Below are 25055 nucleotides of genomic sequence, written 5' to 3'. Positions count from 1 at the left end.
TTAAAGCATCGATTTAAGGGCGGCTTTGATCAGGGTTTCTGAATCCATGCCCTCTTTGTAGGCTGCAGAAACCGATTTGCTCGCCTGCGGTGGTTTATAACCCAGCGAAATTAAAGCTGAAATAGCATCTTCTTCGGCGCTATTGACTGTCGGTGTGGGTGAGTAATTGGATTGCAGCACGAACTCACGCTCTGAGCCTGCTGAGGCTTCCATCAAGCTCTTGAGCTTATCGCGCATTTCTACCAGTAACCGCTCGGCGGTCTTCTTGCCAACACCGGGTAATTTCACTAAGGTCACTATATCATCGCGCTCAACGCAACCCACAAATTCTGCGGCTGTCATGCCTGATAAAATGGTCAAAGCAAGCTTGGGACCGACACCATTGGTCTTGATCAGTAAGCGAAATAACGCCCTTTCCTGCTTAGTGATAAAACCATAGAGAAGCTGTGCATCTTCACGCACCACAAAGTGGGTGTAGACCATAGTTTCATGATTAACTTCAGGCAGCTCATAAAAGCTAGTAAGCGGCATCTGCAACTCGTAACCAACACCGTTAACATCGATCAAAATTTCTGGTGCTTGTTTCTCAACGAGCACGCCCCGTAAACGACCTATCATCTGTACCGTCCGTATGTTCTTGCCGTTGCCCGGCCACTCAATGCAATTAAACTCTGGCTGGTGTGATAATGACACACAGCAACTCCGAGTGCATCTGCGGCGTCAGCTTGTGGGGCTGCGGGTAATTTAAGTAGTTGTTGGATCATGTGTTGTACTTGGGCTTTCTGTGCTCGCCCCGTACCCACGACTGCGCTCTTAATTTGAGTCGCACTGTATTCGGCCACAGGTAAATTGGCGACTGTGGCAGCAACAATGGCCGCGCCGCGTGCTTGGCCTAACTTGAGCGCAGAATCGGCATTTTTTGCCATAAATACGCGCTCAATCGCAAATTCGTCCGGTTGATACTGACGAATAATCTCAGTGATCCCATCAAAAATTTGCTTTAGCCTACCAGGAAGCTCTTCAGACGAAGTGCGAATACAACCACTGCCGAGGTAAATCTGATGCCGTCCCTGACATTGGATCACGCCGTAGCCTGTGATCCGTGAACCTGGGTCAACACCTAAAATAATTGCCATTCAATACCTTATTTGGGATCTACATTTGCGTCCCTGTTCCTACGTTAGCGTTTGCGAGCTGAAATGGGCATCAATTGACGCCCCAATTCAGCTCACAGTCAATCTAGCCTAGGCTTGCCATCACATCATCGGAGATTTCCGCATTATGATACACCTCTTGCACATCATCGTGATCTTCAAGGGTATCGATAAGGCGCATAAATTTTTCGGCGGTTTCTAGATCAAGCTCAGCTTTCGTCGAGGCTACCATCGCGATTTCGGCATTATCCGCCACAAAATGGGCTTTATCGAGCTGCTCTTTCACCGTATAGAAATCAACAGGATCGGTAAACACATCCACCGCGCCATCATCATAGCTGACAATATCTTCCGCGCCCGCTTCAAGCGCCGCTTCCATCAATGCATCTTCATCGGTTCCCGGCGCATAGGATAACACTCCACGCTTAGTGAACAGGTAAGAAACCGAACCATCCGTGCCTAAGTTACCGCCCGATTTACTAAACGCATTACGTACACCACTCACAGTACGATTACGATTGTCCGTCATGGTTTCAACCATCACAGCGGTGCCGCCTGGGCCATAACCTTCATAGAGAATGGTTTCGAGTTGCTGGCCTTCTAATTCACCGGCGCCGCGTTTAATCGCACGCTCAACCGTGTCTCGGGTCATATTACCACCGAGAGCTTTATCGATGGCGACACGTAATCGTGGATTAGAGTCGGGATCTGAGCCACCTTCACGAGCTGCAACGGTTAACTCGCGAATGAATTTAGTAAAGAGTTTACCGCGTTTAGCATCTTGGGCCGCTTTACGGTGCTTAATGTTGGCCCATTTACTGTGACCTGCCATGGGAAGTCTCCTCTACTTAGGTATCATCTAGGTGCCATCGCAAAGCTTATCAAGAGCCGAAGGTGGAATGAGACTAAATAACGGCTATTTACTTAAAGGATTGAACTAACAGATATTGATAAGCGGTGGAATGACGGTTCACTAAAACAAACCGAGGCTCATGCCTCGGTTTTCGGTACGACTAAAAATAACTGACAAGGGTTCACCCAAATCGACTTACACAAAAACGAGTTACACTAAAACGATTTACATAATGTCGATTTGAATAAGGTCGATTTACAAAAGTCGCCTTACAAAGCCCTCTTACAAAAGATCAGTCTTCCGTTTTAACGGCTTTCTCAACCACGGCAATACCCAGTTCAGCTAACTGCTGCGGATTGGCAAAACCAGGCGCGTTAGTTAACGGACAAGCTGCAGTGGTGGTTTTCGGGAACGCCATCACATCGCGGATTGAGCTAGCGCCCGTCATCAGCATGATGATGCGGTCTAAACCAAACGCTAAACCTGCATGTGGCGGTGTGCCGTAACGCAGCGCTTCTAACAGGAAGCCGAATTTCTCTTTAGCTTCATCGTCAGTAATACCCAGAATACGGAATACCGCAGACTGCATTTCTTGGTTGTGGATACGCACTGAACCACCGCCTAATTCGCAGCCGTTTAATACCATATCGTAAGCATCAGAAACGCGATTTGCTGGGTTAGCTTCAAGTTCAGCTGCCGTTACGCCGCGCGGTGCGGTGAACGGATGGTGAACCGCGTGGAAGTTGCCGTTGATTTTCTCAAACATTGGGAAGTCAACTACCCAAAGTGGACGCCATTCACCTTGCAATAAGCTGAAATCTTCGCCCGCTTTAAGACGCAGTGCGCCCATAGATTCGGCAACCACTGTCGCTTGGTCAGCACCAAACAGGATAATGTCACCAGTTTGCGCGCCAGTGCGGCTCACGATTTCATTGACTATGCTTTCGTTTAAGAATTTTAGCACAGGTGATTGAATGCCTTCTAAGCCAAGGCTTAGGTCATTAATCTTCATCCACGCTAAGCCTTTAGCACCATAGATGCCAACAAATTTAGTGTAATCATCGATTTGCTTACGAGACAGCGCAGCGCCACCCGGAATACGCAGTGCAGCAACACGGCCTTCTTCATCGTTCGCAGGACCAGAGAATACCGCAAATTCGACTTCTTTGAGTAAATCGGCAATGTCCACCAGCTCTAATGGGTTACGTAAATCTGGCTTATCTGAACCGAAACGACGCATCGCTTCGTTGTAGGTCATGCGCGGGAACTCGCCGAGATCGACGTTCAGCATTTCAAGGAACAGACCACGCATCATCTCTTCGGTTTTCGCCATCACTTGCTCAGAGCTCATGAAAGACGTTTCGATATCGATTTGGGTGAATTCTGGCTGACGGTCGGCACGTAAGTCTTCATCACGGAAGCATTTTACGATTTGATAGTAACGATCAAAGCCTGACATCATCAGCAACTGTTTAAACAACTGTGGTGATTGTGGCAAGGCAAAGAACTGACCTTTATAAGTACGGCTTGGTACTAAATAATCGCGGGCACCTTCTGGGGTTGCCTTGGTCAGGATCGGTGTTTCTATGTCTAAGAAACCGTTTGAGTCGAGGAAACGACGCACAGAACTGGTCACTTTAGCGCGGAAAATTAATCGCTGCGCCATTTCTGGACGACGTAAATCTAAGTAACGATACTTAAGACGTTGCTCTTCGCTGTTGTTCTGGTAGTTATCCATGCTCAATGGCAGTGGATCGGCAGCGTTGATAATCGTCAAGGCTTGACCTAAGACTTCAATCTCACCCGTCTTCATTTGACCATTGACTTGGCTATCAGGACGGGCACGAACTAAGCCTTTGACCTGAACGCAAAATTCGGCGCGCAGCGTGCTGGCGACATTGAACACCTCAGGTAAGTCTGGATCATAGACCACTTGGATGAGACCTTCTCTGTCTCTTAAATCTAAAAAGACAACGCCACCCAAATCACGGCTACGATTAACCCAACCTACCAAGGTAACTTCTTGTCCAACGTGAGACTTATTGACGTCTCCACAATAATGACTGCGCATCTAACTCTATCCTTTATCCGGAAACCGGTGCTTTGGAAATAATCAAAACGAGATAAAAGCGGCATTATAGTAAAATAATGCCGATTACCAAAGTACTTCACACTTAGGCGGTGAAGTATCAAACAGTTTTACGCCCTTGACTAGAGGCGAACGCACTATCTGAGCATGAGCGTTCAAAAAAACATCAAGCTGAGCGATAACAACGCCCGCCGCTACTTTTTGCTTGGTACATCAGCTGATCGGCTTTTTTCAACAAACCTATCGCTGTGTCACCATCGCGGGGGTAAATCACCACGCCGATACTAACGGCTATGCTGACACTGACGCCTTGAATAAGCAAAGGGCTCGACAGTGCCTGTAGAATATTATCAGCAACTTGGGTAACGGCATCGAGATCTTGCACACGATTTAGCAGGATAACAAACTCATCGCCGCCAAATCGCGCAACGGTATCTGATCCACGGATAACCTTGGTTAACTTTTGGGCGACCAGTACCAGTAATTCATCGCCAATGGGATGACCGTGTTGGTCATTGATTTGTTTAAACCCATCGAGATCGATGAATAACAAAGCGAAATGTGCCTGTTCTCTGCGATGAGATAGCAAAGCTTGGGTTAGTCTGTCATCAAGTAAGGCACGATTGGGCAACTGAGTTAAAGCATCATGATTAGCCACATGCAGCAAACGTTTTTCAGCCACCAATCGCTGGGTGATCTCACGATTTAAACGACGATTCACTAACAGCACAGCCACCATCACTAAACACAAGATTATCACGCCAAACACGATATAACGCAGCCATTGCAGATATTTAGCACTCTCTGTCGCCACAGAAAATGACACCCAGCGCGTATATATTTTTTGCTGATGTTGAGCATCAACCAAAGCCAAAGCTTTGTTAATCAACGGCACCAGCGGCGCAAATTGAGGATAAACACCAATATGACTGTGTTGATCGGCGAGATCACTGAGCAGCGACATTTTCAGTGTCGGATAGTGGCTGGTTTTAAGCTCAGAAGCTAAAGTCACCACTTTATCGATAAACACATCCGCATTGCCATTCGTCACGGCCGCTAATCCGGCCTGCGTATTTGGCACCATGACTAACTTGAGCGAAGGCTCCAGACTCATCAATTGCGCCACCAAATGATATCCCTCAACCACAGCCACCCTTTGACCTGCGAGCTGAGCAATATTAAAAACCGAGACTTGTTCCAGTTGCGACACTAAGGCCCACGGCGATGGCCAATAGGCTTCACTAAACGCTAAACGCTGCTGGCGCTCCGCCGTTTGCGCGACACTGCCGGCTAAACTCACCTCGCCCTTTTGCAACGCCTCGATTAACGAATGCCAATCATCAAAGGCAACGGGCGTGAGCTTAAGTTTGAGTTGTTCCTTGAGCAATTTGACGATATCGCTATTGATCCCCGCAAACTCACCCTGTTCATCCATAAACTCCATCGGTGGCCATTGTTTTAGATAACCGACTTTGAGCTCGCCTACGCTTTCCACATAGGCCTGCTCAGCGGGGCTTAAGCTGACATGACGCTCAGCTTGGGTAAAAACATGATCTTTAGGATTGAGCATCCATTTATGTTCAATCTCGGCAAATTCTTGATTGCTAATACTGTTAAACCCATTGGCTATCCTCTGTGTAAGGCCAGCATCATCGCTACGGGTCAGCACATAAATGTTGGTGCTAAATTCGAGATCAGGATACTGGCTAAAGTCAGACCAGCCTTTATTGAGCAATAAATAATGGGATGTCCATGCACCCGCGGCGATAAAACCGACAACTTCTCCAGACCTCGCCCCCGCCACCATGGCATCCATACTGTCGTAATAACGCAGTGACACTTGGGGTAATGCTTTACGCAAATCCACCAAATAAGGCGCTGTCGGCACCACACCAATACGCTTACCTTTTAAGCAGTCTAAATCGGTTAACTGTTGCTGATAGAGAAAGAGTCGACTCTTCACTGTATATAAATGCCAAGCCTGAGTAAGGCCCGTTTTAACATCATCACTTTCAGGATAACCTATATGGGCATCGGCGAGACCACGACGAACATCGTCCACGCTGGAGTTCATATCACCAGAAATAAAATCAACGGCAATACCCGTTTTCTCAGACCACAGTTGCCACATGTCCACATACAAACCATGGGGTAAACCATCGACCCCTAAGTCCACAAAAGGCTCGGCGCCCAGTTGCATCGAAATAACAATCCCAGCTTGTTGACGTTGATAGCCAAGCCAACGTCGCTCCGTTTGCTGAATAAAGTGCACATCGAGCGCAGTGAAACCTTTATTGATCTTATCGACTAATGCAAGATTGCCCTTTTGAACTGCGGGTACAAACTGCATCGCCTTAATTTGAAGGCGGGCAGTATTGGGAAAGTTTGCGGCAATCTCTTGGGATGAGTCGGGATCTTTCAAATAGCCTTCTAACCCCGCAAAGACTACGATCTCGCCCGCGGCGACCCCTGCCAATAATTTCTCACGACTTTCGTAGCGTTTAAACACAAGCTGCGGTTCGATACGGTGTAATTCCGCTTCATGGGATGAAGCCGCTACCACACCAATTTGAAAGGGGATCAGTTCTTTGATGGATTTTTTGCCCTGCAGGGATTTATGCAAATACAAAAAAGTGCCCACATCCGCAATGGGCACTGCAAAATCAAATTCTTGCTCTCGCTCTGGGATTTTCCCCATGCCGATATGCACTTGCGCCTTACCTTGCCGCAGTTGATCAAGGGACTCGTGCCAGTGACGCGCCACAAAAACCACTTGGGTATGGCTGTGTTTAGCCCACTCTTTCCATAAATCAACCAGTAATCCAGTCGGCTCGCCATCGTTGTCGACATATTGATAGGGAAAGCTATCCTCACCCATAACGATGATTAATGGCTCAGAGGACAACGGACTTGCCTGCCCCGTTATACTCAAAAAACAGCTGCACAAGATCACAATTAAGTGGATCACAAACTTCAAGTTGAGCCCTTAGTACTTGATGTACATGTAACGATTTTGTTATCTATTAAGTATTAGACAAAAATTTATCGCAAATTACTAGCATGAGACTTGCTGCTAATCGCTCTGATTCGTTAAAATGCACAGTTGAATTCCCATGAAAAATCTCAGATGAACGTTTCTCAAGACACTATCTACGCTCAAGCGAGCGAGCATATTAGCGATTTCCAGTTTGATAACCGTGTAGCAGGCGTATTCAGTGACATGATCCGCCGCTCAGTGCCTGGATATGCGCAAATTATCAATACCATAGGCGATTTTGCAGATCGTTTCGTCATGCCAAATACTCAAATTTACGATTTGGGTTGCTCACTCGGTGCCGCGACCTTAAGTATTCGTCGCCAAATCCAAGGCCGCCAATGTCGCATTATTGCTGTAGATAACAGTGAATCTATGGTCGCACGCTGCCAAGAGAACCTGAATGCCTATGTCAGCGATACGGATGTCGATCTGGTTTGCGGTGATATTCGCGATATCGATATTCAAAATGCGTCATTGGTGGTACTCAACTTTACCTTGCAATTTTTACCGCCAGAAGACAGAGAAACCCTGATAGCGAAGATTTATCAAGGTCTGAATCCCGGCGGGATGTTAGTACTATCAGAAAAAATTCGCTTCGAAGATGCCCCGATCCAAACCCTACTGGAAGAGCAACATTTAGACTTTAAACGCGCTAATGGTTACAGTGAACTTGAGATCAGCCAAAAACGCAGTGCGCTGGAAAATGTCATGAAGCCCGACACCTTAACCACGCATCAACAACGACTCACCAGCCAAGGCTTTAGTCACTTTAGTCTCTGGTTCCAATGCTTTAACTTTGCTTCTATGGTGGCCATCAAGTGATCAGCTTTAGCTCGTTTTACCAACAAATCGCCGATTCGAATCTACAGCACTGGCTCGAAACCCTGCCGAGCATTTTAGGCAAGTGGCAACGAGATCATAAACACGGCAACCTGCCAAAGTGGGAAAAAGTGCTCAACAAGCTGCACTATCCAGCACCCGACCAAGTGGATTTTGTTGATAGCGTGACCGTCGGTAGCGGCGAGCAACTTAGCCCAGGCGAAAAAGAGAAGCTTGAAAACCTGCTGCGTTTGTTTATGCCATGGCGTAAAGGCCCCTTCCACATTCATGGCATCCACATCGATACCGAATGGCGCAGTGACTGGAAATGGGACCGCGTTAAGCAACATATTTCGCCGCTGAAAAACCGCACTGTGCTCGATGTCGGTTGCGGCAGTGGTTATCACATGTGGCGCATGTTGGGCTCAGGTGCCAAACGTGTCGTCGGTATCGACCCTTCACCGTTGTTTTTATGTCAGTTTGAAGCCGTCAAACGTTTAGCGGGCACACATCACCCTGTACACCTGTTACCATTGGGTATTGAAGAGCTGCCACCGCTCGATGCATTTGACACGGTTTTCTCCATGGGTGTTTTGTATCACAGACGTTCGCCTATCGATCACTTGTTACAGCTGCGTGATCAATTGCGCACCGGTGGTGAGCTCGTGCTAGAAACCTTGGTGATAGATGGCGACGAAAATGCCGTACTCGTGCCTCAAGATAGATATGGCAAAATGAATAATGTATGGTTCATTCCGTCCGTTGCCGCGCTCATGCTATGGTTAAAAAAGTGTGATTTCACTGATATCCGTTGTGTCGATACCGATGTCACAGCCCTTGCCGAGCAACGCCGTACCGACTGGATGCCCAACGAATCACTGGTTGAATACCTAGATCCTAACGACATCACCAAAACGGTTGAAGGTTATCCTGCGCCCAAACGCGCCACGATTATCGCGGTGAAAAATCAGCCTAATCAGGATTTAAACTAACCTTTTCAGTCTGAAGTAAGCGAATATCAGTCATTGCGTCCTCAAGGTTTGAGTTGGTAATGGCTGATATCAAAAGCCGAAAGATCACCATTCATCTAGTTAATCTGGAATATGTAAGTGTTCAGCAGCTTAGTGTAACTCCTTCCTTGAATAGCAATACATTTGCGACTCCCCCCCTTATCGTTGACATCCAGAACAGAACAGGGTTTCATGCATAACAATGACTTGAAGCTAACTCAATTGGATACTAAGTCAAAGTTAACTCATTCCATCACAGATGCAGAACACATAACCCATGTTAAAACCCACTTTACTGGTTAGCCTGTTTGGCTTGAGCCTTTATGTTACGAATGCCGCCTATGCGGCGCCAAGCCCTGTTCCCCTTTTAGTTGAACAATGCCTGCGTTTGCCAAGTATTGATCTTGCGACTGTGTTCGCCAATGCGCGTTTAACTGCGTCTGAATTAGCCTTGGCCCAGCGCGCGCTTATTTTTGAGCAACAGATGTTAGGGCTTAATAATATCAACGACAGACTCAACTATTACCGTGGGTTTAACTTACCAAGTGAGGAACGCGAGGGTCTACTGCAATGCCAGCTACACCTCGCCGACACCCTGTCGCAACTTCTCAGCCAAACTGAATTGAGCCAACTAGCCTACGCCTTAGCCCAAGGCAATGCAGAACAAATACTACTGAGCCAACAGCTTAAACAATTGCTACAACAACATTGGAGCGCCGAGGAGAAAGCGAAATTACATACTGCACAAGCCAGCATAGGCCAAGGGTTAGGCAGTCAACAATTTAGTCTTGCCTTCAATGGCAGCCAATGCCAACCTGAAGTGACTCAGCAGCAACATCTGCATAAAAAAGAGGATAAAAGTGACGAGCCGAAGCCCGACAGTTCAAAGCAGAGCGACTTTTCTGGCACTATCGCCAGTTACTTACTGACGCAGGAAAACGCCGTATGTCGCCAAAATGTATGGCAGGCCTACCAAGCCAGAGCCAGTGAAACCAATCAAACGGCGTTAGAGCGAATTGCTGAGCAGCGCCAACAAGCCGCCACTGCTGCAGGCTTTACCGATTACAGCGCATTAGTGCTTAGTTCGCAGCAGTTATCGTCCCCTGAATTAGTCAAAGCTTTTCTTGATAGCCAAACCCAAGATCTGCAAGTGGCTCCCTGGGATATTGGGCGAACCCTGTCACAACAAGCATCAGCCAAGGTGCCGACATGGCAAACCTCTGACGTCTTGAGTCGCAGCTTTACTTATCTGCAAGTGTTTGGTTTGCAGTTTGAGACCATAGAAACCGCCAACGCCGAGAAAACACCAACCGTTCCTAATCGGCCGCATATCATCAGAGCCTACCACCAGCAAAGATTGTTAGGTGAAATCTATGTGGCGTACAACCAAAATCCACAACAAGGTAGTCAACAGCAAACATTGCGTCAAAGTGTACTCGGCCAGCAATTTGGACAACAAGCTTTAGATCTCAAGCCACAGCTGAGTAACTACAAAGACATTGAGCAATTAACCGAGTCTATCGCAGAGGCTGTCACTTCCCTTGCTAAAGCGAGCCATTTCTACCTCAACAATGCCATGGGACAAAGTCAAGATAGCTATTTTGTGGCGAGTCTTTGGTTAGCAGAAGTACTGCGCCATCAACTCTTTCCGCAGTTTGAGCACACCTATTTACAGGAGCGTGAAACACTGGCTAAAGCTTATTCGAAGCAGCTTAAAGTCTTTCGCGCTAAGGTTGCAGTCAACTTTTACCAAAACTCAAGTGCACAAGTCTACCCCGATCTCGGTGCGGAGTTTAATGCCAGCTTTGGCCAAGACTGGCCACAAACACAGGATTATCCTTATAGCTTCAATGCTATCGCCAACGAAGGACCGCTATACTACCAATCACTCTGGCAAGCATCGCTAGCCCAGCTGATAGCTCAATCCACATTCAACTGCCAAGACAAACTAAAATTATTCAATGTATTAGTCATCAATGAAGACGCTTTAAGCTTCAGTGACCAATTAAAAGCGGTCATTGGCGCCCCCGTTGATAGTGCTGCGCTGATCCAAAGAATTTCAAATAGCACCGCTTCAGAACATGCTGACAGCTCCAACAACCAAGCTTTTGACGCAATAGGTTCTTGTGCGTTTTAAGTGTGAATGCTTAGGATGTGTTTGTGACTCGCTCGGGCGCAAACACAGCTAATCGTCATGATTAGCCTCTCTATCCCCTCACTAACTTAGCGCGACATAGCTATCTATATGTCGTGGGAATGACTGACTCTATGATATTTAATTGAAAAAGTCGTAAGAAGTGGCCACTATAAGCCTCAATCTATCGTTTTTTTGAGATTATAATGACTCGAGCTAAATCTACCTTAGAACAATGGCGTATTTTGCAAGCGGTGGTCGATTTTGGCGGCTATGCCCAAGCGGCCGAAAAACTCAACAAGAGTCAATCGTCACTTAACCATGCCGTTGCCAAATTACAGCATCAATTAGGTATCGAGCTACTCGAAGTCAAAGGCCGTAAAGCCTATCTCACCCCGCAGGGCGAAGTGCTGCTGCGCCGCTCACGGCATGTCACCCAAGCCGTCAACGAGTTAGAACAGCTTGCGAGTAATCTCGAGCAAGGGTGGGAGCCGACACTCACGATTGCCCGTGAAATTATCTATCCGATGGAAAGCTTAGTGTGTGCCCTCAATACGTTTCTGCCCCATAGTCGTGGCACTCGAATCATCATGCTGGACTCAGTGATCACCGGCACTCAAGAGCTCATTCAGCAGAGTAAAGTCGATATTGCTATCTGTGCAGGGGTGCCGCCTAAAGGGTATTTATCCGAACCCTTATGTGAACAAGAACTCTACCTCGTCTGTCATCCAAATCATCCACTCGCTGATTTAGGCACAATTGAAGACGATAAACTACTGGCACAATATTTACAGTTAGTGATTAAAGATACTGGAGTGCAATCCAACATTGATATCGGCTGGCTCAAAGCAGAGCAGCGCTGGACAGTCTCTAACTTCCATGAAGCTAAAGTCATTTTAAATCAAGGTATTGGTTTCTGTTGGATCCCCTCTTTCTTAGTCCAAGAAGAATTGGCTTCGGGTAATCTAGTACGTTTACATCTTGAGGGCAGCCAAAAACGTCGCATCATGTTGAGCTTAGTGATCCCTAAAAGAGATCAACAAGGGCCTGCATCAAAACTGCTTGCTTCCTTGATTTTAAAACAGCATGGAATTGAAACGACGAATAGTCATTAACAGCAAGATACCAAACGAGTTATCAATTCGAGTGAGCAAAACGATAAGTACTAACTGCTGATTAAATGGTTAGTTCTTAGTGGTATTGAGAGGTTGTTTCGAAAAAGATGATGAACAGCGAATCATGGGAATAGTTAAAGCCTAATCTTACACACTAAAGTCGACATAGCGTGCTTGTTGATAACCCAAATATTGTGGCTGAATAAATCCCGTCTCCTGCAAGAGGTCATCTTCCACATATAACTCGCTCTGCAAAGACACATTCGTATTCGCGCTAGCACTGATATTTGAAGACTGCTCATTTACATTGTTTGCGGACAACACATCCGTAGATTGCAAATTGCTAGGCAGCTCATTTGAAGATGCCAGATAAGAAGGCAGAATATTGGCTTGCGACGTCATATCGACACGAGATGAAGGTCCAGCACTGGCTTGTGCAACCGCAGCATAATAACGGCTTGCAGCACTATCGGATCTTGAGATAAAACCCGTCGCTAAATCCGCTGAAGTTGAAGCTTCTCCAAATGCTAAAGTTGCGGTCGGTGGCTCAATCGTTTCCACTGTGGTCGATGTAGTGACTGAGTCACTGATATCAGAAGAGGTTTTCGAACCCGTATCAATGACTCTCGTGTTGGCCGTTTGTGCCTCGATCGCTTGTTTTAGCTTATCAAGCGCAGTAGAGGCTGGGGTGAATACAGCCTCTTGAGGCTGAACAATATTACCTGACTCATCAACATCTCCCGTCACCACAGGTGTATGTTTTTCTAACGGTGGCAACTCTTTGATTTGAGCATCCGCGTCTATTAATGTTTGAGCCGTTTGCAAGTCAACAATTTGTTTTTGTCGCTCCTCTGCCAGCATCACTTTAGCTTCATTCATTTTTTGCAAGGCTTCCGCGGCAACACGGATATCCGCTGATGACGGGTCAACAGGAGCCATTGCTGCGGCATAAACTTGCTTCATTTTGTTTATCGTTGCAAGCGGGTCGCCTCCCACTGGAGAGACATCAATCTGCACTTCGCCATCGGTGGCGTAACGTTGGCCATCAGCACCCTTTTCATACTTAAAACTCGGGCTCTGAGCGTATTGTCCTCCGACGGTTGCGTGGGCATGCTCATGGGCTTTAACCTCAGAATCTCTGGCCTTAAGTGAATCAACCTGTTGTTGCTGTTGCGCCTGCGCTTTCTCTTGGGCTTGTATCTCTTGTTCCTGAGCCTGCTGAACCAGTGATTGCTGCTTTGCCTCTTCCGCTGCTGCAATTTGCTGTTTCTGCGATTCTTCTTCCTGTACTTGCTTTTCAAGCTGATTATCATTTGGGGCAAAGACAGCAGCTAAGACTTGTTGACTATCATCTGGGTTAGACGCTGCCGCAGGAGCATCTACAGGACTAGCTTGAGCCTGAGCTTCACCGAAAACTTGAGTAAATTGTTCTAACACAGTCGGTTGAGCAACATCATTGCTAGCTGATTGATCTAAGGCTTGCGCAGAGTTTGACTGACCAACAGGCCCTGCACTCGTTGCTATACTCTTATTTACAGCACTGTTGATTACAGAATCAGACGTAGAGGGATCAACTAACGCAGCTCCAGTAAAGACAGTTTGTGGTCCAAACACTGCAGCTAAATCAGGCATTATTGGAGAAACATCACCCGTGCTAGATGGATTGAAAGCAGGAATATCAGTACCACTAGTGCCAATTGATGGACTCAGAGGCGTAAAAATATCAACGGGAATATTGCTCGTTACACTGAGATTTGGACTTATTGTAGCCAAGGAATTTACCCCAAGTCCGCTATTACTCGTACCCGCGACTGGCGAAAATACCTGAGTAGAAATAGGTGTCGCAATCTGTCCCCCGCGTACACCAGAAATAGATCTTGGTCCTGTTAACAAACTAAAACTCGCATCGGCATGTAAGCTAGCTCGATCATTTAACGTATTTACCTGAGGATTGCTCCTTGGCGTTGGTACGGAAAAAGGATCGATCTTGGGTGCTTGGCTTGCACCATTCAGTACAGGAAGTACAGATGCAGTAGTTGATGAAACAGCACTAGAAGCAGCAAAAGACACATTCGGTGATGAGTGGAGAGATTGAGAAACGTTAGCAGCTAATGAAGTAATAGGCGTGGCTTGAACTGGAGCAAATGAAGTTCCAGTAACCTGTAGTTCATGGACACCACTCGCTTCAATTTTTGCGGAGCCCGCAGTGTGAGCGCTGGCTCCTTGATAAGTGCTATTAGCGTGACTCTGGCTTAGATTCGAGCTTAGCATCTTATCATGTGCCGAAAATGAAGAGGATGGCGCTCCAACCTTAGGTGATAGCGCCACAACCGACATGATATTTACACCTTAATATTAATGATCGAACCTATCGTTTCAGAATCAGTTTCAATCACTTCTGTTGACGCTTCCCCTTGTCTTAATGACTCATTAGCGTTAAGTAATGCCGAGGTTTTATCAGGCTGCGCAACATCTCTTGTAGATTCAGCCGGAGATGCACTTTGCGTCGGTGTCGGTTTAGCCACATCTATTGTTGCTTGAGTGAGCCCAGATTGAGCACTTTGCAAGCCTTGCAGACCGGATGAATAAGCAGATTGGATTTGCATAACGGTATTCCTGCACGCTGTGATTAATGGGTCAATTATTGACCAATCACCTGCAAAAGTACAGGTTTTATCCGCATTCTCACCATTTATTTACGGTCTTATTTATCCTGTGATCCAATTGGCTTCCCAATCCTTAAATACGGGATTAAAACCCTGCCGTTGCATCTGTTCAATAACTTGCTCGACGCTGCGATCATCGCTTATCTCAAATTGATCGAGTTGACTGTCGGGTGCTTGATAGCCGCCCGGTTGTGTCGAACTACCCGCACTGATGTGAGTAATTCCAAGTGGTAAAAGATTATCCCTCAGCTCAGGGCTTTCCCTTGTCGACATGCTGATATCAAGCTGATGATTAAAAAGTCTAAATGCACAAATCATTTGTACTAAACCTAAATCCGATAGAATAACTTTTGGAGTGATCCCGCCAGTACAAGGTCTTAACCTTGGCAGCGAAATACTAAAGCGAGTGCGCCAATAGCGACGCTCTAAATAGTCAATATGATATCCCATCATTAACGCATCTAAACGCCAATCATCCAGCCCCAGTAACACCCCAAGACCAATTTTATCGACCCCCGCCGCCGCAACTCTATCCGGTGTTGCTAAGCGATAGGCAAAATCCATTTTTTTACCTCGCGAATGGTGACGAGCATAAGTCTCTGGCTGATAGGTCTCTTGATAAATCATCACAGCATCTAAACCTAGCGTGACTAACTGGCGATAATGGTCCTCACTAATGGGTTGGACCTCCATCGCCACATAGCTAAATTGCTGCTTTACCAATGGCAAAATCTGCTTGAAGTAATCGATACCAACCTTAGTTTCATGCTCACCCGACACCAGTAAAATCGAATCGAACCCCCTATCTTTGATAATGGCTATTTCGGCCATCAACTCCTGTTCATTCAAGGTTTTGCGTTTGAGTTTGTTACTCATGCTAAAGCCACAGTAATCACATTCATTAGCGCACAGATTCGAGACGTATAGCGGTAAATACATGCCCAGATTCGCGCCAAATCGCTGCCGCGTAAGCGCCGCTGAACGTTGTGCCATGGTTTCGATATAAGGCTCTGCCGCAGGTGATATCAAGGCCAGTAAGCTTCGTAAATCCCCTGCTGGACTCACTAACGCCCGCTCGACATCTTGGGCTGTGCAAGAATACAGATCGAGTAACAGTTTATCCCGTGGGATGTTGGCAAATTCCTCTACAAAACTCATTGGTTTAAAAATCCCGTCAGAGGACTGGTCTGTACCGCGCCAGTTTGTACTCGGCCAAGCCCAGCTTCAAAGGCTCGCCGACCGCATTGCACCGCCTCCTTAAAGCACTCGGCCATCACTATCGGCGACGCGCTGCTGGCGATAGCGGTGTTGACGAGCACCGCATCGGCGCCCAGCTCCATTGCCCGCGCAGCCTGTGAAGGCGCGCCAATACCGGCATCGATCACCACTGGCACCCGCGCCTGCTCTATGATGATTTTTAAAAAGCTTTCAGTGACTAAACCCTGATTACTGCCAATCGGACTCGCCAGTGGCATAACCGCAGCGCAGCCCACCTCTTCCAAGCGGCGACAGAGCACAGGATCGGCATGCACATAGGGCATCACGATAAAACCTTTATCACAGAGAATCTTGGCCGCTGCTAAGGTTTCAATTGCATCGGGCATCAGGTACTTAGGATCGGGGTGGATTTCGAGCTTAATCCAATGAGTTCCCAGCATTTCACGGGCAAGCTCTGCCGCAAACACCGCTTCCTTGGCGTTTCTCGCCCCCGAAGTGTTAGGCAATAGCCGGACACCCGCTTGACGTAACGGCGTGAGTAAATCATCAAACCCCATTTTAAAATCAATTCTTTTCATCGCGACTGTCACTAACTGCGATTTTGAAGCCGTTATCGCCTCAAGCATCACTTGGCTATTGCTGAATTTTCCCGTTCCGGTAAATAACCGTGATTCAAACTCCACATCGGCAATCGTTAACATATTAGCCTCCCGCCACTGCTGAAAAAAGTTCTAATTTATCTTCATGTTGGCAGAGAATAGATTGCCAGCGGTTGCGCGGAACCACCTCTGCATTCAACACGATAGCAACTGAGTCGAGGGCAATATCTTGCGCGAGGATCACAGCCGCGAGCGAAGTCGGTTCAGTCAACGACTGTGGGATATTATTTATGTGAATTAAAATCATATCAAACCTCAAGATTATCTTTATTTGATGATAGATAAGCCCCTTTGGGGCCACATATGTCACAATGGGGATCCCGCGTTAATATCGCCGCAGTCCATGAAAGTGATTTAGCGTCGAAGCGCCAAAAACGCCCCAACAAGGCACTTTTCGATTCATTACAACTATCCATATTCAACAAAAGTTGCATAGCCACCAAAGATTGCATTGACGCCATCACGCCCACGCTCGGACCAAGTACGCCTTGGGTACTGCAGCTCTGTGACACTCTCGTCTGTGCGGGGAAAATACAGTGATAACAACCACCAGAGGGGAACTGCACTTGATCGACTGCAAACAATTGGCCGCTAAATGCTGCGATTGACGCGCTGACTAAAGGTAAAGCAGCTTCGATACTGCTGCGATTAATGGCTTGGCGGGTCGCAAAGTTATCAGTGCAGTCAAGCACGAGCACTCTTTTACCCTGTTGTTTTAATTGTAAAACCTCAGCGAAGTGATGAGCTGATGTCTCAGCACTAAATGCTGTTTCATGGGCAGTAACAGTGCACTGCGGCGCTAAGCCTTTGAGCTTTTGCTTGGCAACTCGCGCCTTATTGAGTCCAATGTCGGCATCGTTGAATAGCAATTGTCTTGGTAGATTCGATACTTCAACCTTATCCCTATCGATTAAGGTCAAGCGACCAATACCAGCACAAGCCAGATACTGCGTCGCCAATTGCCCTAAGCCGCCAAGCCCTACAATAACAACGCTGGCGTCGACCAATTGCAATTGCCCTGCCTCACCGACCTCTGGCAATAAGACTTGCCGAGAATAACGCATGAAATCTGAATCACTGAGTGTATGAGTGCTTTGTGTTCCGTCGCAAAGAACCTCTGCGTGATAAAGCGGTGGTTTTTTACTCATGCTTTGCATCCAACTTATGCTTTACAGCCAGTTCTTCAGACAAGCTACATTGCTCCCAAGCTTGGCTCAGCTCTGCAAACGCTGCTAACGGATCCTTAGCTTTCGTGATGGCGCGCACCACAGCAATATTGCCCACCCCAGTAGCTTTCACCTTTGCCAGATTATCTAAGTCCATGCCGCCAATGGCGACCAAGGGATAATGGTCTTGGAGTAACGCCACATAGTGTTTAAGTTTTGCGAGCCCTTGGGGCGCCGAAGGCATTTGCTTCGTCGTGGTTGGGAATATATGCCCAAGCGCTATGTAGGATGGCGAGTATTGATGCGCCAGTAGCAACTCAAAATAACTGTGGCTGGATATACCTAATGCGAGCCCTGCCGACTGAATGGCCGCTAAGTCGGTAACGGCGAGATCTTCTTGGCCTAAATGTACCCCAAAGGCATGGTATTTTATCGCTAACTGCCAGTGATCATTGATAAAAAGCTGCGCATTAAAATGCTTACCTAAGGCAATGGCCGTTTGAATTTGTGCTTCTAATTCAGAGCCAACCAACTCAAATTTACCTGACTCAGACTTGCCTAGCGCAGATTTATCTCGCTGGTATCCTGCTAACCCTGCAGCAGTTGACCCGCTGGTATCGGTTTTTATCCGTAACTGCACGGTTTTAACACCCGCAACTAACAAACTTTCCAGCATGATTAAGTCACTCACCACGGGATAAACACCAAGATCGGCATCGAGCACTTTAAAACCGTGGGATGAGATGTATTGAGCTGGCGTCGAAGTTATTCTTACCTGAGCGGTTGCCTGATCTGTTGCGGAAAAAACTGTTGCAACTAAGTCATTACCAACATCAAGATGTTGGTTGAGGTGATAACTAATAAAATTACCATCACACAATTTTATCTTGGCATAGCGGGACAAGTCATTGGGCCACCCCGTACGGGCCAACGACCCTGGACCTTGCCCTAAACCAATCGCCGCGCTTAAGCCTTGACTCACGTAGGCTTTGGCAACCACCACCGCATCTTGCAATACAAAACCTTGCGCTAACACGGCGGCAATAGCCGATGACAAAGTGCAGCCGCTACCATGGTTATGACGGGTATTAACCCGCGGGCTTGCCAACCAAAAACGCCCATTTTGATGCAGCTCAGAGCTAGCGCGTACTTGATGGCAAACCAGATAATCCTCGGCAAGCCCATGATCCCAGCCGTTGCTATCGAGAGTGCTAACATGAACGTTAGCCTGAGTTTGAGCATGAGTGTTATCGTGAGTTTTAGCATGAGTATCATCAAGAATATCAGTGCTGCCAAAGCTCACATCGCCCCCTTTAGCGAGCACACTGCAATCTAAACTCTGGGATAAAGCCTGTGCTGCAGCAACGAACTGCGATTTGGTCGAAACATCACTGTTAGTTAACCGCCCAAGTTCAAGCACATTGGGCGTGATAAGTTCGATTAAGCCTTTGAAAGGATTAAAATCTAAAGCTGATTTGGCAGAACTTTTTATATCCTGACAGTTATCTGCTGCTAATGCATCGCCACAACTGGCGACCATCACAGGATCGACAATCACAGGCACAGATGGATAGTGGATTTTAAAACTCGCGATCCAATCTGCCAGCAATGCCACTTGAGTTTGATCTGCCAGTAAGCCGATTTTAATTGCTTTGGGTGGCAAGTCTGAAAGCAAAGTCGTCAGCTGAGCCATTAACATCGCCGCTGATACGGGCTCGACTAAAGTGACTGCTACTGAGCTTTGCGCCGTCACTGTGGTGATCACGCAGCAACCGTGACAGCCCAAATCTTGAATTGTCGCCAAGTCCGCCTGAATACCGGCACCGCCGCCGCTGTCTGAACCGGCTATGGTCCAAACAAATGCGGGGCGAGCGGTATTCATGGGCGAATTACCCCCATGAATACCCGACATAATTAGGCTTCCTCTGCTTCGGCGACAAGCTTGTCTTTCACGTGATAGATCTCGGCGCCCGAAGCAGCAAATTGTGCCGATTTTAGCGCCATTGCCGCTTCCAACTCCTGCGGCGTCTTGACTGTGACTTGCATGGCTTGGTCAGCCGCTTCAACTTGATCCGCCTTCGCTTGTGCCGCCTCTAAGCCAGCGGCATAGGCGCGCACATCTTGGGTGATTTTCATCGAACAAAATTTAGGGCCGCACATAGAGCAAAAATGCGCGACTTTAGCGGATTCCTGCGGTAAAGATTCATCGTGGTAAGCGCGCGCGGTTTCAGGATCGAGTCCTAAGTTATATTGATCTTCCCAGCGGAATTCGAACCGCGCCTTTGCCAGCGCATTGTCACGAATTTGCGCACTCGGATGACCTTTGGCCACATCGGCGGCGTGGGCAGCAATCTTATAAGCAATCAAACCTTGCTTAACATCTTGTTTATTCGGTAATCCTAAGTGTTCTTTTGGCGTGACATAACACAACATAGCGCAGCCATACCAAGCAATCATGGCCGCGCCTATGCCGGAGGTGAAATGATCATACCCAGGTGCGATATCGGTGATTTGTGGGCCAAGGGTGTAAAACGGCGCTTCGTCGCAGTGAACTAACTGCTTGTCCATGTTCTCTTTAATGAGCTGCATCGGGATATGTCCCGGTCCTTCGATAATGGTTTGCACGTCGTATTCCCACGCGATTTTGACTAGATCACCTAAGGTTTCAAGCTCTGCAAACTGGGCGGCATCATTGGCGTCGGCAATTGAGCCTGGACGCATACCATCACCTAAAGACAGGGATACATCGTAGGCGACGCAAAGCTCACAGATCTCACGAAAATGGCTGTAGAGGAAGTTTTCCTTATGGTGGCTCAGGCACCATTTGGCCATGATTGAACCGCCGCGGGAAACGATCCCAGTAACACGTTTAGCCGTCATCGGCACATAACGCAGCAGTACACCAGCATGAATAGTAAAATAATCAACACCTTGCTCCGCTTGTTCAATCAAGGTATCGCGGAACACTTCCCAGGTTAAATCCTCTGCCACGCCGTTCACTTTCTCCAGCGCTTGATAAATAGGCACAGTGCCGATGGGCACTGGCGAATTACGGATGATCCACTCGCGGGTTTCGTGAATATAACGACCCGTGGATAAATCCATGACAGTATCTGCACCCCAACGGGTTGACCAGACGAGCTTTTCCACTTCTTCCTCGATGGAAGACGTCACCGCCGAGTTACCGATATTGGCGTTCACTTTCACCAGAAAATTACGCCCGATAATCATAGGTTCGGCTTCGGGATGGTTAATATTCAGCGGAATAATCGCGCGGCCACGGGCAACTTCGGCGCGGACAAATTCGGCGGTAATCGGTTCGCCGACTAAGGCACCAAAGGCTTCGCCCTTGGCTTTACGATTGAGGATTTCATCCTGTACTTGCGCAAGTACCATGTTCTCGCGGATCGCCACATATTCCATTTCTGGCGTGATAATCCCTTGACGGGCATAGTGTAATTGACTGACACGTTTGCCCTGCAGCGCTCTGCGTGGGCGGACAATGGCACTCGAGCCTGCCTCAAAACGCAGATGATCTAAACCGTCGTCGGCGAGTCTTTGTTGGGTAAAGTCTGAGGTCGCGCAGGATAATTGCTCTGTGTCGTTGCGGGCTAGGATCCAGTTTTGTCTTAATTTACCAAGGCCTAGACGCACATTGATGTCGGCCTCAGGATCGGAATAAGGTCCGGCGCAATCGTACACGCGGATTGGCGGATTTTTTTCCATGATGGGCGCATCATCTGTGCCGCCGACCAGGGTGTCAGTCTGCAGAATTTGCCGCATGCCAACGCGAATATCGGCACTGGAACCTTCGAGGTAAATCTTTTGTGAATTAGGATGTTGCAGCGGCGCTAACGTATCGATAAAGGCTTGGGCCTGCGCGCGGGTTTCGCGGCGACTCGGCGCCTTAGGCACGGTTGATTGACTAGGCACTGTCACTTCTAGCGATGTGCTTTCTCTAGAAATAGCAGCTACAGCTGGGTTTGGGTTTGAACTGGACATAAGCAATCTCACGTTAAAAAATGGAGTTGCTTGTCTGGAGAATTGAGTTGTTGATAGCTGGACATGGCAATCAACTTTTGTGGCCAACACTGGCTTCAAAAATTGAGTTACCCTGCTCAATAACGATTAAATCTAAACATTAAGGCTTAAAACACTGCTGAGTTAGCAGGTGTTCAAGCCGTCTATTTTGGCGATTTAATATGTGTTATTACGCTTGTTTCCTTCGCAGGTTTTAACCTGATCAGGTTCAACGGATCCCGAATAAACGGTCTCAGCCAAGAGGCACTCCGACAAGATGAGTGCGCAGTATAGACAGAAGCGGCAGCAACAAACAAGGAAAAAAGCAATTAAAAACCTTAACCACCAATCCAAAATAAAGATTCATAATTAATTGTTTTTAATTGATTAAATAAAATAAAACTAAAAAAGATATAATTAGCATGAAAATAAATCACAAAAGAAAGTCACTATTTATGGGGTTTGAGCATCATTTTGTTTAATCGAGATTGAATGGCATCATCAATAGCTTGATTGATTTTTTTGCCACTGCAGTTAATGGGAAAACCTAAATTTTCGGCGTTAGGATTAACTTGAGTGCCGACTTGTACCACGCGATAACAAGTATCCCCTTTACGCACAATACGATTTGGGTCTAAGGGTAAATCTAGACTCGTTGTGTCACCGAAATCATCGGCATTAGGGACAAATAGCACCTCCATCTCTGGGCTCATTTCACTCATATTCGATTTCCGGGTGAACTTATCGGCCTGTTCAATGACGAGATCATCGAGCGCTTGCTCGCGCTGACGTTCAAAATATTGCTGCGTGAATAAACTCATGCTTGAGCTTGTCGCTATTGTGATCTCACCTTCTGCTGCAGGCGAGCTCTTAGCGCCAAGCTGCGGCTTTAATTCTGAGGTATCCAACGTATTCGTTGGTTTTATTGCCATCGTTTCAGTGGGTTGTTCATCACTTGGGGCAATTGATTGAGTTTTCTTTGATTGAGTTTTCTTTGATTGAGATTGGCTCGATTGAGTGATGTTCGGTTTAACCGTATCTGGGTTCACTTTTTCTGATTCTACTTTTTCAGAGACGGCCTTTTCGGGTGCTATTGTTTCAGGCATGACCTTTTCAAGTATTGGCAGAGGCTTCACTTGAGTTTGAGGTGTGGGAACAATTGTAGGCGTAACAGAACTTGTCGCTTCAGTCTTATCCTCGGCCTTTATCTCAGTTTCGGACTCTGAGGTTTCGGCTTTCTCTACCGCGGGAGCATAAATAAAGTAAGCCTTGATCGCTGCCACTTTAGGGCCACGACTTTCTATTTCCTTCAATCCGAAGGGATTTAACTGCGGGCGCCACAAAATACAGATAAGTAAAAATAAACACGCATGCACTAAGACCACAAAAAATAACAGACTTAATTCTTTGAAATATGGCTGACGAGCACGTAAAACGGATCCCGTCCCCAATCCCTGAGCACTAGTTTGTATCATCCCAGACAGTTCAGGTTTGGATTCAGACTCAGGAACCAATTTATGTTGATGTTGATCTTGATGTTCAGCATGGATTTCTTGCAGTACCAAATCTTGGGTTTTATCTTGAGCTATGCCTTTGATGTCATGCTTAGAGGCTGAATGACCTGCATCGCTATTGAACGCTAATGGCTCCGTATCAGTGGTAAAAACAGGCGTTTGAGCAGCATCCAGTTCACCGAGCTGATGATCAAAGGCGATAAAAGTCTCACCTTCTGGCGATGTGACCGAAATCAGCAAAGCACTATCGACATCATCTCCAATCGCTATCGCTGTAGGAGATGCTGTCAATAAAGGCGCGGCCTTGGGTTGATGTTGAAAAGGCAAAATCCATCCTTAGGTTTTGTATAGTATCCATTGATTTCAATGATGCTTAACGTGGAACGATTACACTCTAATTCAATATCAATCCAATATCGGGTTGTTGAATATTGAAAGCGAATTATCTATTGATTGCATTTACTTACGAGTGCTCAACGCAGATTAGAGGAGGCAAACAGAGCAAAGTTCAATGCGAATGCAACCTGCTACAAGCACAGTACTTTACGCCAGTGCTTGATAAGCCACTTGCCAGTTAAGACAAATAAGGCTGGGAATTGGGATCATAATCGCGCTAAATTGAATGTTAAATCTCACGTCTTGAAGCGAGTAGCATCATCAATGCGATGCACTGATGGGAGTGCAAGACGGCGTTAAAAATCTAAAAGATGAAAAATAGAAGCCAACCATAAATTTAAGCTTACAAGTGTACGCTAAAATATGGTGATTTATTTTTCTAACTGATAGACTCAGTCATTATCGTTTACGAGTGTGTATCTACCATGTCGAGTCAAAGTGTTACCGAACAGCCAAACACAGTTAAAAACCTGGTAAAATCTGGACCATATAGTATCAAAGAAGAGATCGCTAACAGTGTATCCCATGGCCTAGGTGTCATTGCGGGGATTGTGGCATTGGTCCTCATGCTGCTTAAAGGTCAAGATCACCTAACGCCAATTCAACTTACGGGCGTAACCATTTATGGTGCGAGCATCATAGTGCTTTTCCTATGCTCGACGTTATATCACAGCGTTAGCCATTCAGGCTGGAAACATAAACTGAAGATCGCCGATCACTGCGCTATTTACTGTTTAATTGCAGGAACTTACACACCTTTGATGCTGATAAGCTTACAAGGCACGCAGTCGATAGTGATTTTAACGGCCATTTGGTCGCTTGCAATTGGTGGGATCCTATTTAAGACACTGTTTATTCACAAATTCAAAAAGTTAAGCTTAGTCTTGTATCTCGCTATGGGTTGGCTATGTGTCACTGTGATGGGCGATTTAACGGCGGCGATGTCAGAGGTAGGCTTTAATCTATTGATCTTAGGCGGGTTATTTTACACATTAGGGGTTGTATTCTACGTCGGTAAACGCATTCCATTCAACCATGCCATTTGGCATTTGTTTGTGCTCGGCGGTGCCATGAGTCACTTTCTGTGTATTTATCTGACTGTTATTTAACTGACATTGATTTAACTGGCTCTAATTTAAATGACTATGATTTAACTGACGGTGATTTATCTGTGGGTCAAAGCTAAAAGTCGTTAATTATCTATT

The 25055-nt window shown here is 46.8% G+C and carries 19 protein-coding genes and 1 riboswitch; of the genes, 5 read left to right on the top strand and 14 right to left on the bottom strand.

What is annotated here, in order from left to right; all coding sequences use genetic code 11:
- The 5 genes from ruvA to L5M10_RS06695 all read right to left on the bottom strand — a co-directional run bounded on the left by ruvA (position 1) and on the right by L5M10_RS06695 (position 7073).
- On the bottom strand, positions 1–618 hold the full coding sequence (gene ruvA / locus L5M10_RS06715; RefSeq protein ID WP_263148144.1) for a Holliday junction branch migration protein RuvA: 618 nt from the start codon (positions 616–618) through the stop codon (positions 1–3).
- A complete protein-coding gene (gene ruvC, locus L5M10_RS06710) occupies positions 615–1136 on the bottom strand; it encodes a crossover junction endodeoxyribonuclease RuvC (RefSeq protein WP_006081743.1) in 522 nt (173 codons plus the stop codon). Before ruvC ends, ruvA begins: the two co-directional genes overlap by 4 nt.
- 103 nt (positions 1137–1239) lie before the next feature.
- The gene (locus L5M10_RS06705) at positions 1240–1986 is read right to left on the bottom strand and encodes a YebC/PmpR family DNA-binding transcriptional regulator (protein WP_263255063.1); all 747 of its coding nucleotides are present in this window, start codon (positions 1984–1986) and stop codon (positions 1240–1242) included.
- A gap of 313 nt (positions 1987–2299) precedes the next feature.
- Positions 2300–4078 (bottom strand): aspartate--tRNA ligase, encoded by a 1779-nt coding sequence (gene aspS, locus L5M10_RS06700; RefSeq protein WP_263167326.1) that lies wholly within the window; start codon positions 4076–4078, stop codon positions 2300–2302.
- A gap of 184 nt (positions 4079–4262) precedes the next feature.
- Positions 4263–7073 carry a diguanylate cyclase domain-containing protein gene (locus tag L5M10_RS06695; RefSeq protein WP_263255062.1) on the bottom strand — a complete coding sequence of 937 codons (2811 nt, stop codon included), beginning with the start codon at positions 7071–7073 and terminating at the stop codon, positions 4263–4265.
- Between the two features lie 150 nt (positions 7074–7223).
- Between L5M10_RS06695 and cmoA the strand changes: the two genes are divergently transcribed.
- From cmoA to L5M10_RS06675, 4 genes are all read left to right on the top strand, one after another.
- The gene (gene cmoA, locus L5M10_RS06690) at positions 7224–7955 is read left to right on the top strand and encodes a carboxy-S-adenosyl-L-methionine synthase CmoA (protein ID WP_263161336.1); all 732 of its coding nucleotides are present in this window, start codon (positions 7224–7226) and stop codon (positions 7953–7955) included.
- The gene (gene cmoB, locus L5M10_RS06685; RefSeq protein ID WP_263161339.1) at positions 7952–8944 is read left to right on the top strand and encodes a tRNA 5-methoxyuridine(34)/uridine 5-oxyacetic acid(34) synthase CmoB; all 993 of its coding nucleotides are present in this window, start codon (positions 7952–7954) and stop codon (positions 8942–8944) included. The genes cmoA and cmoB overlap by 4 nt, the downstream gene beginning before the upstream one ends.
- Before the next feature lie 295 nt (positions 8945–9239).
- A complete protein-coding gene (locus L5M10_RS06680) occupies positions 9240–11099 on the top strand; it encodes a M3 family metallopeptidase (RefSeq protein ID WP_263255061.1) in 1860 nt (619 codons plus the stop codon).
- 203 nt (positions 11100–11302) lie between these two features.
- On the top strand, positions 11303–12211 hold the full coding sequence (locus L5M10_RS06675; RefSeq protein ID WP_263236152.1) for a LysR family transcriptional regulator: 909 nt from the start codon (positions 11303–11305) through the stop codon (positions 12209–12211).
- Between the two features lie 147 nt (positions 12212–12358).
- On the opposite strand, the gene L5M10_RS06670 is transcribed toward L5M10_RS06675, so the two are convergent.
- From L5M10_RS06670 to L5M10_RS06630, 9 genes are all read right to left on the bottom strand, one after another.
- Positions 12359–14548, bottom strand: a complete 2190-nt coding sequence (locus L5M10_RS06670) for a putative metalloprotease CJM1_0395 family protein (protein WP_263236153.1) — start codon at positions 14546–14548, stop codon at positions 12359–12361.
- 5 nt (positions 14549–14553) lie between these two features.
- A complete protein-coding gene (locus L5M10_RS06665; protein ID WP_263161351.1) occupies positions 14554–14817 on the bottom strand; it encodes a chemotaxis protein in 264 nt (87 codons plus the stop codon).
- Positions 14818–14919: 102 nt separating this feature from the next.
- Positions 14920–16035: a 2-iminoacetate synthase ThiH gene (gene thiH / locus L5M10_RS06660; RefSeq protein ID WP_263161354.1), complete on the bottom strand. Its 1116-nt coding sequence runs from the start codon at positions 16033–16035 to the stop codon at positions 14920–14922.
- A complete protein-coding gene (locus L5M10_RS06655) occupies positions 16032–16796 on the bottom strand; it encodes a thiazole synthase (RefSeq protein ID WP_263161357.1) in 765 nt (254 codons plus the stop codon). The genes thiH and L5M10_RS06655 overlap by 4 nt, the downstream gene beginning before the upstream one ends.
- 1 nt (position 16797) lies before the next feature.
- A complete protein-coding gene (gene thiS / locus L5M10_RS06650; protein ID WP_263138807.1) occupies positions 16798–17001 on the bottom strand; it encodes a sulfur carrier protein ThiS in 204 nt (67 codons plus the stop codon).
- A gap of 1 nt (position 17002) precedes the next feature.
- Positions 17003–17902 carry a HesA/MoeB/ThiF family protein gene (locus L5M10_RS06645; RefSeq protein WP_263236156.1) on the bottom strand — a complete coding sequence of 300 codons (900 nt, stop codon included), beginning with the start codon at positions 17900–17902 and terminating at the stop codon, positions 17003–17005.
- Positions 17895–19832: a bifunctional hydroxymethylpyrimidine kinase/phosphomethylpyrimidine kinase gene (locus L5M10_RS06640; RefSeq protein ID WP_263161363.1), complete on the bottom strand. Its 1938-nt coding sequence runs from the start codon at positions 19830–19832 to the stop codon at positions 17895–17897. Before L5M10_RS06640 ends, L5M10_RS06645 begins: the two co-directional genes overlap by 8 nt.
- A gap of 2 nt (positions 19833–19834) precedes the next feature.
- Entirely contained in the window at positions 19835–21922 is a 2088-nt protein-coding gene (thiC, locus tag L5M10_RS06635) for a phosphomethylpyrimidine synthase ThiC (protein ID WP_263255060.1), read from the bottom strand.
- Between the two features lie 201 nt (positions 21923–22123).
- Positions 22124–22222, bottom strand: a riboswitch (TPP riboswitch).
- Positions 22223–22389: 167 nt separating this feature from the next.
- Positions 22390–23781, bottom strand: a complete 1392-nt coding sequence (locus tag L5M10_RS06630; RefSeq protein WP_263255059.1) for a hypothetical protein — start codon at positions 23779–23781, stop codon at positions 22390–22392.
- Between the two features lie 494 nt (positions 23782–24275).
- Between L5M10_RS06630 and trhA the strand changes: the two genes are divergently transcribed.
- A complete protein-coding gene (gene trhA, locus L5M10_RS06625; RefSeq protein ID WP_131524085.1) occupies positions 24276–24959 on the top strand; it encodes a PAQR family membrane homeostasis protein TrhA in 684 nt (227 codons plus the stop codon).
- The last annotated feature ends 96 nt before the right edge of the window (positions 24960–25055 follow it).

Source organism: Shewanella sp. SM32 (genome assembly GCF_025654235.1).
Classification (GTDB): Bacteria; Pseudomonadota; Gammaproteobacteria; order Enterobacterales; family Shewanellaceae; genus Shewanella; species Shewanella oncorhynchi.
The sequence above is the reverse complement of the archived record's forward strand: the minus strand, read 5'-3'. Positions and strand labels throughout refer to the sequence as shown.